The organism is Aeromonas sp. QDB14 (assembly GCF_027707845.1).
Lineage (GTDB): Bacteria > Pseudomonadota > Gammaproteobacteria > Enterobacterales > Aeromonadaceae > Aeromonas > Aeromonas caviae.
This window is the reverse complement of record NZ_JAPCJD010000097.1, coordinates 1-13,121: the sequence shown is the minus strand read 5'-3', so window position 1 is coordinate 13,121 and position 13,121 is coordinate 1. Positions and strand designations below refer to the sequence as shown.

Sequence of the window (13,121 nt, the reverse complement as noted above, 5' to 3'; positions counted from 1 at the left end):
CACCGACATATTGATGGGCGGCAGCAGCTTCTTGAGCAAAGCAGCCTTGCGCTCACTTGAATAACGAGCCATTCGACGCTCTTTATCCGCCCCCGGTCTTCACATTTAGATTATTCAGATTAGGCGACAACTATTCTGACACCGGGGGGGGGCGCCGAGCCGCCAAAAATAACGGGGCCCGAGGTTTCCCCCGGGCCCCGCAAGCAGATGGCGTGCTTAGATGCTGGATTTGACGCTGACGAACTCGGGGTAGGCATCGATGCCGCACTCGTGGACATCCACACCCATCATCTCTTCCTCTTCGCTGACCCGCAGGCCCATGGTGGCCTTGAGCAGGCTCCAGACCACGAGGGAGACGACAAAGACCCAGCCGAAGATGGTGGCAGCACCCAGCAACTGGGCACCGAAGGTGGCGCTCGTGTTGGAGAAGGGCACCACCATCAGGCCGAACAGGCCGCAGACGCCGTGTACCGAGATGGCACCGACCGGATCATCGATCTTCAGGCGATCGAAGGCGACGATGGCGTAGACCACCAGGGCACCGGCCAGGGCGCCGATCAGGCTGGCGAACAGCGGGCTGGGGGAGGCCGGGTCGGCGGTGATGGCGACCAGACCGCCGAGGGCGCCGTTGAGGATCATGGTGAGATCCGCCTTGCCCCAGGTGAGCTTGCTGACCAGCAGGGCGCCGACCACACCGGCGGCCGCGGCGGCGTTGGTGTTGACGAACACGGTGCCGATGGCGGTGGCATCAGCGGCGCTGGAGAGCGCCAGTTGGGAGCCACCGTTGAAGCCGAACCAGCCCATCCAGAGGATCAGGGTGCCCAGGGTCGCGAGCGGCAGGTTGGAGCCGGGGATGGGGTAGATCTCCCCTTGCTTGCCATATTTGCCGCGACGGGGGCCGAGCAGCAGCACGGCGGCCAGGGCAGCGGCAGCGCCCGCCATGTGGACGATGCCGGAGCCTGCGAAGTCGGAGAAGCCCGCCTCTTTCAGGAAGCCGCCGCCCCAGCTCCAGTAGCCTTCCACGGGGTAGATGAAGCCGGTCATCACCACGCAGAACAGCAGGAAGGACCAGAGCTTCATCCGCTCTGCCACCGCACCTGAGATGATGGAGGTGGCGGTGGCGACGAACACCACCTGGAAGAAGAAGTCGGAGTGCAGGGAGTGGCCCGCGTCGTCCGCCTGGCTGCCCATCAGGCTGCCAAAGCTCGGCAACCAGCCGCCGGCGCTGTTGTCCACGTACATGATGTTGTAGCCGACCAGCAGGAACATGATGCAGGCGATGGCATAGAGCAGGATGTTCTTGGTCAGGATCTCGGTGGTGTTCTTGGCGCGGACCAGGCCGGCTTCGAGCATGGCGAACCCGGCGGCCATCCACATGACCAGCACGCCGGAGATCAGCAGGTAGAAGGTGTCGAGTGCATAGCGCAGCTCGCTGACGGATGTGATCAACTCTTCCATGTCGTATTCCTCAGTTCCAGTCGTATCAAAGGGCGTCTGCGTCGGTCTCGCCGGTGCGGATGCGCACGGCGGCCTGCAGGTCATAAACGAAGATCTTGCCGTCACCTATCTTGCCGGTGTGGGCGGCCTTGCTGATGGCTTCGATGATCTGCTCGACGTTGTCGGCCAGGGTGGCTATCTCCAGCTTTACCTTGGGCAGGAAATCCACCTGGTATTCGGCACCCCGGTACAGCTCGGTGTGCCCCTTCTGGCGGCCAAACCCCTTGACCTCGGAAACCGTCAGCCCCTCGACGCCGAGGTTGGCGATGGCTTCGCGCACGTCGTCGAGTTTGAACGGCTTGATGATGGCGGTGATTAATTTCATGCAATATCCCCAATCCTTGTGGTTCACCCAGATAAAGGCAAATATTGCGCCAGAAAAGTATTTTTCTTTTTATTCATACACTTACTTATTAATCGCAGCCCTGGTCAGCGAGGCTTGCCCAATATGGGCAGGGCTGCGCCAAAGGTGTGCACCGCCGTGGTGCAATCTGGCCAGCAGAAGAACGGAAGGGAGCGTGACGGCGCGCAAGACTCGAAAGTGTGCGGGCTGCTACTGTTGTTCAACAAGAGGGCAACCTGGCCGATAACCCGTCATGACGGGGTGTCGAGGCCAGTCGCCCCCTTGAAGGCTCGACCGGCAGGCCCGGTTTTCCCGCCAGGTCAACAAGCGGATCCGTGGCGCCGAGTAGCAGAACAAGGAAGGTTTTCATGCTGCATGACAATGAGATGACAAGGCAACCGGCCCTCGACGAGGCCGTGATGAGCGGCATGCTGGAGGTGGTGAGCGACGGTCTCTGGGACTGGAATGCCAACACCGGCTATGTCCATCGCTATCCCGGCTGGTATCAGATGCTGGGGTATGAGCCACACTCCCTCGACAACACCGTCTTCACCTGGGAGAACCTGATCCACCCGGACGATCTGGCGCAGGTCATGGAGAGCTTCGATGCCTGCCTGAGTGGGCGGGCGGCGGACTACCGGGCCGAATACCGCTGCCGTTGCCGTAACGGTGACTACCTCTGGGTGGCGGATTGTGGCCGCATCGTCGCACGCAACCCGGACGGCAGTGTCGCCAGGATGGTGGGGGCACACCGCAACATCCACGCCCAGCGGGAACTCTACGCCAGGCTGGAGCTGCAAAACCGCACCCTGGAGCAGCAGGTGGCGCAGCGTACCGCCGAACTGGAGCGGCTCAACCAGGCATTGCAGTTCCAGGTAGAGGAGAACCGCCGCCTGGCGGAGACGGACTCCCTGACCGGCGCGGCCAGCCGCTATCGGCTGGAGCAGGCGGTGCGGCTGGAGCATGAGCGCGCCAAGCGCTTCAAGGAGCCCTTTGCCGTGATCGCCATGGACGTGGACGACTTCAAGCAGATCAACGATCGCCATGGCCACGGGGTGGGGGACCAGACCCTGATCGATATCGTGCAGCTGACCCGGGGCTGCATCCGCGAGATCGATCTGCTGGCCCGCTGGGGGGGTGACGAGTTCATGCTGGTGCTTCCCAATACCCGGTTGCCCGACGCCCGGGTGGTGGCCGAGAAGCTGAGGCAGCGCCTGAGTCATGCCAGGGTCAAGGGGATCGAGCCCGTGACCTTGAGTTTCGGGTTGGTGGAGTCCGACCCCGACGAGCAGGTGTCCCACCTGATGGCACGGGTCGACAGGGCGCTCTACCGGGCCAAGCTGGCGGGCAAGGACCTGCTCAGCGGCTGACAAGGGCACTGGTCGGAGCCGCTACGGGGCTTTTCCCCCCCGAATACGGCTTGACCAAGGGATGTTCTTGACTCCAATTCATCCCGCTGGTTTCATGCGCGCTCTTTTCATTCTTGCGAGATGTATCTTCATGAAAAAGTCCTTGCTGATTGCCCTGACCGCCCTGCCTCTGGTTGCCCACGCCGGCCTGATGGATTCCCTGACCGACACCGTGACCAGCAGCGTCACCAGCACCGCCAAAGAGATGGCTGGCAACGCCATGGACACCGCTTCCAACGAAGCGATCAAGAAGGCTCTGGACATCAAGGAAGGCGGCTCCAACAAGCAGGCCATCAAGGACAAGCTGGGCGCCCCGGCCAGCACCAAGACCGACGCCGGTCTGGAAGTGTGGACCTATGACCTGGACGCACTGAACAAGGCCTCCCCGCTGCTGGCCGAGACCACCAAGTCCCTGCTGAAAGACTCCGAAGTGGCCCAGAAGAACGTGGTCATCAAGTTCGAAGGCGAGACCGTGAAGACCCTGAACCTGGCCAACAAGGCCTGAGTCCTGGCAAAGTGAATGAAAAAGGGGCCCGCGGGCCCCTTTTTGCTGCCTGGTATTCAGGCTCACACCTTGAAGCGGTGTACCAGTGCCAGCAACTGGCGATTGGACCCCAGCAGGGTGGCGGCGCTCTGCTCCGTGTTGCCGCCGTTCTCCACCAGGAGGTTCAGCATGTCGCGAATGCTCACCATGTTGCGGTTGATCTCCTCGGTCACCCGGCTCTGCTCCTCGGCAGCGGTGGCGATCTGGCTGCTGAGATCGTGGATCTGCACCACGGCGTCGGCCATGGTGTCGAGGCCGCCGGTGACCTGCCCCGTGGTGTCGGCCGCCGCCTGGCAACTGCGCTTGGTCTGCTCCATGGCGACCACGGCCTCGGCGACCCCCTGGGTGAGCCGTGACAACATGCTGCCCACTTCGGCGGTGCTGTTCTGGGTGCGTGCCGCGAGGGCGCGCACCTCGTCGGCCACTACCGCGAAGCCCCGGCCCTGTTCACCGGCCCGGGCCGCCTCGATGGCGGCGTTGAGCGCCAGCAGGTTGGTCTGGGCGGCGATGCCGCCGATCACCCCGAGCACGCTGCCGATCTGCTGGGCATCTTCCTGCATCTCCAGCACCTTGGCGGCGGCGAGATCCACCTCGTCGATGAGGGCCACCACGCTGGCGGAGGCTGATCCCACCACCTTGCGGGAGCTGGCCGCCTGACCGTTGGCGGCCTCGGTGAAGCTGGCGGAGTCGTTGGCGTGGCGGGCAACGCTGTCGGCGGTGGAGCTGAGTTCGTTGAGGGCGGTGACGACCTGATCGGTTTCGCTGGCGTGTTCCCCCAGGATCCGCCTGGCCTGCCCGGTCTGTTGATCGAGCTGGGCCAGCTCGCGGGTGATGAGGTCGGTGGCGGCGGTCACCTGCACCATCATCTGTTGCAGGAAGGCGATGAAGCGGTTGACCGATAGGGCGATGTTGTCCAGCTCGTCATGCCCTTTGACCTGGATGCGGGCGGTCAGGTCGGCATCGCCGGCGCTGAGGGCGTCGATGTTGAGCTTGAGGGTCTGCAGGCGGCTGCCAAGCTGGCTGATGGCCAGCACCATGAGCACGAACAGCAGCCCCGCCAGGGGGAGCTGGATGCTCGCCAGGGTGGCGAGCACATCCCGGCTGTCCTGGGTCAGGGTGCGGGTCGGCAGGGCGGCGGCCAGCAGCCAGGGGGTCCCTTCGATGGCCTCCATCAGCAGGGTCTGCTCCTCACCCTGATCCTGGAAGGTGGTGCGCAGCTGCCCCTTGCTCGCATCCTGGCCCAGCAGGCCGCTGATGGCGAGGGCGAAGGGATAGTCGGCGTGGGCGGAGAGGTTGCCGAGCACCACATCCCCGGTCAGACGGGCGTTGCGGCTCAGGATCTTGCCGTCAGCCTCGATGATCATCACCTGACCGCCGATCTCCTGCTCTTTCTTGGCCACCAGGTCGTTGAAGAAGCCCAGGGTGACGTCTATGGTCGACACCCCGTAGAGGGCGCCATCCTGGTAGATCCCCATGGCGCAGTTGGTTCTCGGCTGCTGGCTCGCGCCATCCTTGTAGGCGGCGGCCCAGGCACAGACGCCACGGGGCGCCTGCTGACCGGCCTTGTGCCAGGGCTGATCGAAATAGTTGGGCGCCTCTGTCGAGTTCCAGTAGGTGTTGGGAATGAGGGCGTTGGAGGCATCCCTGTGGAAAAAGGTGCTGAACTTGGCGCGCCCCGCCTCCCGCTTGTCCGGCAGGGGCCAGATGCCGCCACCGAAGACCATGCCGTTACCGTACTGGTCGATGAGGGCCGGGAGCTGGGCATCTATCTGCTCGCTCGGCAGTTGTGCCACCAGCTGGGTGATGCTGCGCGACTGGGTCTGCACCCCGTTGAGCTGGTCACGGATGTCGGTCGCTATCTCGCCGACTCGCAGCGCCACGTTCTCCTCCCCCGCCTTTTGCAGGGCGGGGGTGATCCAGATCTGGATGCCGATCACCGTCAGGGCGCACACCAGCGCCATGAAGCCCAGAAAAACGGCGGTATAGCGCCCCTTGATTGTGCCCAGATTCCATCCCATAACGACTCCTGTCCACTGTGCCCGGGATCGTGCCCGCATCTGTTGTGTGAGGGGCCATTATGATTTATTTCGAAAGTGAAACGTTTGTTATCGCTCACATAACATGATGCGGGCAGGCAGGAAAAGGTGAAAAAACTGGGGGGTGGAGACAAAAAAAGGGTGGCTTGCGCCACCCTGTCGTTTTCGCCGGTGTCGGGGCTGGGCCCCGCCGGCTCACGGGTCTGCTTCGGCAAACCGCTTCATTACGTCGACTTACTGGTTTGCTTCTGCGAACAGCTTGATCATCTCGACTTACTGGTCTGCTTCGGCAAACGGCTTCATTACTTCGCTTTACTGGTTTGCTTCTGCGAACTGCTTCATCACCTCGGCGTGCTTGATCATACCGTCGGCACGCAGACCAAGGTTCTTCACGAACTCAGCCTTCTTGGCCGGATCTTCAATCTTGTCGTAGCGCTGTTGCAGATGGGCCTGGATCTGTTCCGGGGTCATGTTCTTCATGCGGGCCATCTTGTCGTGGCGGCCGCCATGATGCTTGCCGCCCATCATGCCGGTACCGTCCATGGGGCAACCGGTCGCCGTGGCCTGGGTCGGTTGCGCGGTGGAGACCGCCTCGCTGGCGGCATAGGCGCCCAGCGGCAGGCCGAGGATCAGGGTGGCGGTCAGCAGGGTCTTGGTCAGCTTTTTCATGGGTAACTCCTGTCGGATGTGTACGGGTAGAGGCTCTTTCGCCTTGGTATCCAGTAAACACCGTGGAAGTGTCTGAAATTTGCCAGTAGAAGCCTATTTTGTAGCAGAGTGTGGCACAGGGGCGTGCTGGCACACTTTGACACAACCCGCCCGGTTGATTTTCGTATAATCGCCCCAGCCCGATAACGGAGAGATGATGATGAACCAAGGCAGCCCTCACATTCTGGTGGTCGATGACCACAGCGAGATCCGCGATCTGCTCAAGCGCTTTCTGGAGCAGCATGGCATGCGCGTCAGTTGCGCCCGCGATGGCAAGGAGATGAAGCGGCTGCTGGATGAGCGGGAGTTCGACCTGCTGGTGCTGGATCTGATGATGCCGGGGGAGGATGGCCTCACCCTGTGCCGCGAGCTCAGGGTCAAATCCCGCCTGCCGATTATCATGCTGACCGCAATGGGGGAGGAGACGGACCGCATCATCGGCCTGGAGATGGGGGCGGACGACTACCTCTCCAAACCGTTCAACCCGCGGGAGCTGCTGGCCCGCATCAAGGCGGTGATGCGCCGTACCCAGGCGGAGAGCCTGCCCGTGCCGGAGACCCTGACCCGGGATCTGCGCTTCGATCGCTGGCTGCTCGACGTCAATCGCCGGGAGCTGGTGGACGAGGAGGGGGTAGGGATGAGCCTCTCCACCGCCGAGTTCGATCTGCTCAAGGTGTTTCTGGAGCGGCCCCAGCGGGTGCTGAGCCGGGATCAGTTGCTGGATCTGGCCCGTGGCCGGGAGGCGGTGGCCTTCGATCGCGCCATCGATACCCTGGTGAGCCGACTGCGGCGCAAGCTGGAGCGGGATCCCAAGAATCCCGAGCTCATCAAGACCATCTGGGGTGGCGGTTACCTGTTCGCCGCCGACGTGACCCAGGAGTGAGGCCGACATGATCAAGCGCGTCTTCGCCAGGCTGCTGCCCAAGGGGTTGACCGGCCAGATAGTGCTGGTGGCTCTGGCGGGGCTGGTGCTGATCCAGCTGCTCAGTATCCAGATCTACCGTTCGGACAGGGAGGAGGCCCTCGGTTACGTCAACAGCCGCAACGCCATGCAACGCATCATCTCCGTGGTGCGCCTGCTCTCCCTCTCTCCTCCTTCCCTCTATCACGAGATCCTCAAGGCGAGCCGCAGCGAGACCCTGCTGCTGCGTCTGGCCGACGAGCCGTTGCAGCCGGACAACCGCAGCCCCCGCTTCGAGAAGCTGGTGCGGGCCAAGCTCGGTTATCCATCCTCCCTGGCGGTGGAGATCAGCGCCGAGCTGAAGCAGGACATACAGCGCAGCCGGGCCTGGCAGCACCACAACCGCATGATGAAGGATCGCAACGGCATGCCGCCGCCCCAGGACATGCGGCTCTACGGCTCCATCGAACTGCCCAACGGCGGCTGGCTCCAGTTCAGCTCCCTGGTGGACAAGGAGACGGCGAGCTGGTCCTGGCAGACGACCCTCAACCTGCTGCTGGTGGCGAGCCTGGTGATCGGCCTGATGATCTGGCTGTTTCGCCGGGCGACCCGTCCCCTCAAGCAACTGGCGGCCAACGCCGACAGGCTGGGGCGTGGTGAGGACATCGAGCCCCTGCGCGAGGAGGGGCCCACCGAGATCCGCGAGTCCATCCAGGCCTTCAACCGGATGCACACCCGGCTCGATCGCTTCGTGCAGGACAGAACCCGGATGCTGGCCGCCATCTCCCACGACCTGCGCACCCCCATCACCAGCCTGCGGCTGCGCAGCGAGTTTCTGGCGGACGGGGAAGACAAGGAGCGCTTCCAGCAGACCCTGCAGCAGATGGAGCAGATGCTGGCGGCGACCCTGAGCTTTGCCCGGGAGGAGGGGCAGCAGGAGGCGACCCGGGAGCTGGATCTGGTCAGCCTGCTGGAGAGCCTGTGTGACGACTATGCCGACATGGGCCAGCCCGTCACCTGCCTGGCCGAGGGCAAGCAGGTTTACGCCTGCCGCGCCAACACCCTGCGCCGGGTGCTGCAAAACCTCATCGGCAACGCCATCAAGTACGCAGGGGGGGCCGAGGTCTCGCTGGTGCGCGGTGACGGCGAGTTGCTGATCCTGGTTCGCGATCAGGGGCCGGGGATTGCGGAGAGCCAGTTGGAGGAGGTGTTCAAGCCCTTCGTGCGCCTGGATGAAGCCCGCAACACCGAGTCTGGCAGCGTGGGACTGGGGCTCGCCATCGCCCGCACCCTGGTGCACCAGCACGGCGGTGAGCTCAGCCTTCACAATCGCGAGGAGGGGGGGCTGGAGGCGCGGATCAGCCTGCCCCTGTAAGGAACCTGACCAGGAAATGGGGCACCACCAGGGTGCCTTTTTGCTGCCCGTGGCGAGAGGGAAGCAGGGCAACACGCCGGTCACCCGGAAACGGGCAACAAAAAACCCGCCAAAGCGGGTTTTTTCAATTCTTGCTGAGGCCCTTGCCCAAAGAGGGGAAGGTGCTCCGGCTTGAATTACTGCGGAACGACGTTCGCAGCGGCCGGGCCTTTCTGGCCTTGCTCGATGGTGAACTCAACGCGCTGACCTTCTTCCAGGGTTTTGAAACCGTTGGACTGGATGGCGGAGAAGTGAACGAACACGTCTTTGCTGCCGTCAGCCGGGGAGATGAAACCGAAGCCTTTCTCGGCGTTGAAGAATTTTACGGTACCAGTCATTTTGGACATGATAATTTCCTTGAGTAGTGATTAGTGAAGCGCCACCGGAGCGGCAATCCATGATTTTTCGTCAGAAATACGTATGGGGAGCACTAAAGAAGGAGAATTATCTGGCAAGAATTATCGGGGATAACTGCCTGCACAAATCACTGCTTTAAGATGACTGCCTAACATAATCAGGTCTGAACTACCGAACCATCGAAAACGATTAGAACACGCACACCCTGTCATGGCAATCTTTATCTTGGTATTCGTTTCAGTCAGTGATGGCTGGATCGGCGTTTTATCCGGGTGTGCATCAGCTGCCAGGCGCCTCCTGCTGCCCTTTTCAGGGGGATGACAGGACGCTCTGCCAGCCCCCTTTTATGCAGCAGCGTCATCTGCGTGCATTCATGCTGCCGTTACCGTCTGCCACGGTATTTGTTGCTGACGGAATCGGACCAGCTGAAGGTGTCAGGCAGCACTTGGGCACTGGCTCGCTCCTTGGCTTTCTCCCGCGCCAGTGCGGAAGCCGCCTTGGCGGCCTGGGCGCGATCGGCGGCGATCTTCTGGCGTCCTGCTTCGCGGATTTTGTTGCGCTCCCCGTTGGTCAGGGTGTGATCGGCATTGGCCTGGGCCTTTTGCACCAGCAGGGCAATCTCGGCTTTCTCGGCCTCGGTCAGATCTTTCATTTCCAGCTTCTTCATGACGCGCTCCTGCGATCGTTGAATGCCCACCCTAACACACATCCATCGGGGACAGGCTGACCATCCGTTTCCGGATGCCAAAAGTGTCGCCCGGTCGTCATTTCCGGGGGGAGCACGCTACGGGAATGCCTGGCTGACAGGCGTTGCCGGGAGGCTGGATCCCGGCGGAAGATTGGGAGTATGCTGAGGCCAGTGCGATCCCCGATCGTCACTGTTGGCGTACTGAAATCCACGATTCGGCTGACATGCTGGAACACCCGTTCCAACTGTCCAGGTAACCTTTTTGGAGTCTGATGATGAGCAACAAAGAACAGCATCACGGCAAAGATGCCAAGAAAAAACCGCAGATGTCACTGAAAGAGAAACGCGAAGCCAAACGGCAGAAAGCAGAGCTGAAAAACGGCAGCGCGATGAAGTAACGCTCCATCCACTGCGGCTCCCTGGAGCCGGTATCAAGCCAGTCCATCATGGGCTGGCTTTTTTGTTTCCGGCAGTAGAGGTGGTGCCATAGGCGGCAAAAATCCGCTCATAGCGCCCGTCCGCCTTCATCTTGGCGAGCTGTCTGTCGAACCATTGCCGGTGGCCCGCCTCGCGAAAGGCGAAGTGGTAGTGAGTCGGGGGGAAGAGGTCGTGCTGTCTGACCTTGTCCTTGGGATAGCGGTCGCCCTCCTGGTCATCCCCGAGCAACTGCGCCAGATAGTAGTAGAACACCCGCTGTTCCAGGATCACGGCATCGGTGCGCCCGAGCAGGAGCCGCTGTACCTGCCCCTCCTGCCTCGCCACCTCTTCATAACGGGGATTCTGGTCGACGATGTCGGAGAAGGTCGTTCCCAGGATCTGCCGTGCACGCTGGAAGGCACTGACTCGCAGGGTCTGCAAATCCTTGATGGTGTGGACTGCCGTCGGCGCCAGGGTAAAGACCCGGTTGTGGAAGGTGATCACCGGCTGTGAGAGGTAGGCACTTTCCAGCATGCCGGGTTTGACGTTGATGATGGCGTCCAGCTTGCCTTCCTCCAGCATCCTGAAGGTGCGCTCCAGGGGAAGATAGACGACCTGCAGCTCATGGGGGCTGCCTGCGAAGGCCTCTCGCATGAGATCGAGTTCGATGCCCCTGTCTTCGTGGCTGATGACATAGGGAGGAATGGCAAAGCTGACTCCCACCCGCAGCGGCTCCGCAGCAAGGTGGCCGCCGAACATCAGCAGGGCGAGGCACAGCAGACGGCTCAAGTAGTTCATGCAGGTTCCCGAAGGGAGAAATCGTCTCGATGATAGCCACAAGCCTGGACGAAGGGGACGTAAAGCGGGGGAAAGTGGCAGCAACATGGTCGTCGGGGGAGGTGAATGCGTCAGAAACAGGTAAAAAAAGGCCCTGATGAATCAGGGCCTGCCGCAGGGGATCAAAAGGGTAATACATGTAAAAAATCGCTGCTGAGTGAGTGACTGAGTGAGTGGCAATGAATTTTTTACTATATATTTCAATGCATAACACCTTTTCTTACACTTCTGGTTGCTCACCTTAAAATGACACTTTTTAAAGATATGTAAGAAAAGGTATGAAAATGCGTGTTCATACCTGTTTATTCTTACACTTTTTGGTTGTCCTCACCAGAACCCTCACCACATGAGCCTTACCAGCTCAAAAGAGAGAACCACGCACCGAGTTGCTGAGTGACCTTCTCGCAAAGCTGTTCGCACCCGTCCCGGTAAACAGACGAAGCTTTTGCTGAGCTGAGTGAGAGTTGGGCGGGTGACCTAGTGGCATATGGACGCCAGATCCGGGAGCGGGTACAGCAGTGGACAGGGCTGACGGTCGGTGTTGGTATCGGCCCCACTAAAACCCTAGCCAAACTCGCCAACTATGCCGCAAAAAAATGGCCCGCCACCGGAGGGGTGGTCGATCTGCGCGATGAAACACGCCGCGCCAAACTGATGGCGATCACCCCGGTAGACGAGGTCTGGGGAATTGGTCGCAAACTCACCACCAAGCTGTCAGCTCAGGGCATCAACACCGTGGCTGATCTGGTAGCGGCTGATGCTAAGAGTCTTCGGCACCGTTACGGGGTCGTTGTCGAGCGCACGGTGCAGGAGCTGTGCGGGATCCCCTGCGCCGAGCTGGAGCAACTGGCACAGGCCAAGCAACAGATAATTTGCAGCCGATCCTTTGGGGAGCGCATCACCGCCTTCGGCCCCATGCGGGAGGCTCTCGCTGGCTACATGGAGCGGGCAGCTGAGAAACTCAGGACAGAGGGCATGTGCTGCCGCCATGTCACAGTATTCATTCGTTCGAGCCCGTTTGCGGAGCGGGAAACACATTATGCCAACCAGATCTCCATGCTGTTGCCGATACCCACAGCCGACACCCGTGAGTTGCTAGCCCAGATCGAGCCGCTGCTGAGCAGGATCTGGTTGGATGATGTTCGCTATATGAAGGGCGGCGTCATGCTGGCGGACTTCTCCCCGAAAGGCATGCAGCAAGGGGGTCTATTCGGCAGCGAACAGCAGGATCCCCGTAGCGATGCACTCATGCAGGTGATCGATAGGATTAACCAGGGGCGGTTGGGAAAGGTCTACTTTGCATCCCGAGGCCGAGATACCAGCGAATGGATGATGAAACGCGAACAACTCAGCCCCCGCTATACCACCAGTATCAAAGGGATCCCGGTGGTGAAGGCATGAGCACAACCATGAAAGTTAACCTCCTCTCCTAGCTACAAACCACTATCAATGCGTTGCAAACTTCTGGTGGTCAATCCGCAACATGAGCAGGTATCTTACTTAGCGGTATCACCGTTTATTTTCACGTAGCTTAAAGAGAAGATCTAACTTTTCATCCTCATCAAGTTGCTCAAATAGACAAACCAATTCCGCACTAAGATCATCTTCGCAAAAAAAATAACTCAGCGGCTTTCCCAGTACATTGGCAAGTTTTCGCATTGTATCAATGTCTGGAACGTGGCGACCTCTCTCATAGTGATTCATGCGACCACTAGCAGAACTATCATCCATACCGGCCCTTACCCCAAGCTCCTTTTGGGATATACCTGCTTTTTTACGCGCCTGCTTGAGTCTCTCTGGGAATGGGTTTTTGTACAATGTTTGTTCATCACAAAGTTCTCATATGTATAGATTGTCTAAGTTTCACCTGTCTCTGTATACTTAGCAATCCTACATGTACAGGATCTTTAGCGGCAACCAATTGAAATAGATATAAAAAAGGCTTCGTTTGTGATCTGATTTTATCGCCA

The 13,121-nt window shown here is 60.5% G+C and carries 14 protein-coding genes and 1 pseudogene; 7 read left to right on the top strand and 8 right to left on the bottom strand.

Features of this window, described 5'->3' with window-relative positions; all coding sequences use genetic code 11:
• Window positions 1-216: 216 nt before the first annotated feature.
• Both PG887_RS20110 and glnK read right to left on the bottom strand, forming a co-directional pair.
• Complete coding sequence (locus PG887_RS20110) at window positions 217-1,458, bottom strand: ammonium transporter (RefSeq protein WP_042864817.1); 1,242 nt, start codon at window positions 1,456-1,458, stop codon at window positions 217-219.
• A gap of 25 nt (window positions 1,459-1,483) precedes the next feature.
• Window positions 1,484-1,822, bottom strand: coding sequence for a P-II family nitrogen regulator (gene glnK, locus PG887_RS20105; RefSeq protein WP_010675904.1), 339 nt, complete (start codon window positions 1,820-1,822; stop codon window positions 1,484-1,486).
• A 386-nt stretch (window positions 1,823-2,208) separates the two neighbouring features.
• Between glnK and PG887_RS20100 the strand changes: the two genes are divergently transcribed.
• Complete coding sequence (locus tag PG887_RS20100; protein ID WP_270822741.1) at window positions 2,209-3,210, top strand: sensor domain-containing diguanylate cyclase; 1,002 nt, start codon at window positions 2,209-2,211, stop codon at window positions 3,208-3,210.
• Between the two features lie 130 nt (window positions 3,211-3,340).
• Window positions 3,341-3,754 (top strand): hypothetical protein, encoded by a 414-nt coding sequence (locus PG887_RS20095; RefSeq protein WP_010675902.1) that lies wholly within the window; start codon window positions 3,341-3,343, stop codon window positions 3,752-3,754.
• Between the two features lie 62 nt (window positions 3,755-3,816).
• On the opposite strand, the gene PG887_RS20090 is transcribed toward PG887_RS20095, so the two are convergent.
• The gene (locus PG887_RS20090; RefSeq protein ID WP_270822739.1) at window positions 3,817-5,811 is read right to left on the bottom strand and encodes a methyl-accepting chemotaxis protein; all 1,995 of its coding nucleotides are present in this window, start codon (window positions 5,809-5,811) and stop codon (window positions 3,817-3,819) included.
• Between the two features lie 330 nt (window positions 5,812-6,141).
• A complete protein-coding gene (locus PG887_RS20085) occupies window positions 6,142-6,498 on the bottom strand; it encodes a hypothetical protein (RefSeq protein ID WP_010675900.1) in 357 nt (118 codons plus the stop codon).
• 199 nt (window positions 6,499-6,697) lie between these two features.
• Here PG887_RS20085 and PG887_RS20080 point away from each other — a divergent pair, with 199 nt between their 5' ends.
• On the top strand, window positions 6,698-7,420 hold the full coding sequence (locus PG887_RS20080; protein WP_010675899.1) for a response regulator: 723 nt from the start codon (window positions 6,698-6,700) through the stop codon (window positions 7,418-7,420).
• A 7-nt stretch (window positions 7,421-7,427) separates the two neighbouring features.
• Window positions 7,428-8,813 (top strand): ATP-binding protein, encoded by a 1,386-nt coding sequence (locus PG887_RS20075; RefSeq protein WP_041214050.1) that lies wholly within the window; start codon window positions 7,428-7,430, stop codon window positions 8,811-8,813.
• A gap of 176 nt (window positions 8,814-8,989) precedes the next feature.
• On the opposite strand, the gene cspE is transcribed toward PG887_RS20075, so the two are convergent.
• Entirely contained in the window at window positions 8,990-9,199 is a 210-nt protein-coding gene (gene cspE, locus PG887_RS20070; protein ID WP_010675897.1) for a transcription antiterminator/RNA stability regulator CspE, read from the bottom strand.
• Between the two features lie 392 nt (window positions 9,200-9,591).
• Window positions 9,592-9,876 (bottom strand): DUF3811 domain-containing protein, encoded by a 285-nt coding sequence (gene yjbD, locus PG887_RS20065; protein ID WP_039040119.1) that lies wholly within the window; start codon window positions 9,874-9,876, stop codon window positions 9,592-9,594.
• Between the two features lie 296 nt (window positions 9,877-10,172).
• On the opposite strand from yjbD, the gene PG887_RS20060 reads away from it, so the two are divergent.
• Window positions 10,173-10,295, top strand: coding sequence for a hypothetical protein (locus tag PG887_RS20060; protein WP_010675895.1), 123 nt, complete (start codon window positions 10,173-10,175; stop codon window positions 10,293-10,295).
• Between the two features lie 46 nt (window positions 10,296-10,341).
• Here PG887_RS20060 and PG887_RS20055 read toward each other — a convergent pair whose 3' ends face one another.
• Entirely contained in the window at window positions 10,342-11,112 is a 771-nt protein-coding gene (locus PG887_RS20055; protein ID WP_270822737.1) for a substrate-binding periplasmic protein, read from the bottom strand.
• 486 nt (window positions 11,113-11,598) lie between these two features.
• On the opposite strand from PG887_RS20055, the pseudogene PG887_RS20050 reads away from it, so the two are divergent.
• Together PG887_RS20050 and PG887_RS20045 are read left to right on the top strand one after the other, a co-directional pair.
• Window positions 11,599-11,721: pseudogene (locus PG887_RS20050) on the top strand (Y-family DNA polymerase); the annotation flags it as partial.
• Window positions 11,722-11,805: 84 nt separating this feature from the next.
• A complete protein-coding gene (locus tag PG887_RS20045) occupies window positions 11,806-12,552 on the top strand; it encodes a DinB/UmuC family translesion DNA polymerase (RefSeq protein ID WP_113725460.1) in 747 nt (248 codons plus the stop codon).
• A 108-nt stretch (window positions 12,553-12,660) separates the two neighbouring features.
• Here PG887_RS20045 and PG887_RS20040 read toward each other — a convergent pair whose 3' ends face one another.
• Window positions 12,661-12,969 carry a helix-turn-helix domain-containing protein gene (locus tag PG887_RS20040; RefSeq protein WP_047440196.1) on the bottom strand — a complete coding sequence of 103 codons (309 nt, stop codon included), beginning with the start codon at window positions 12,967-12,969 and terminating at the stop codon, window positions 12,661-12,663.
• Between the last annotated feature and the right edge of the window lie 152 nt (window positions 12,970-13,121).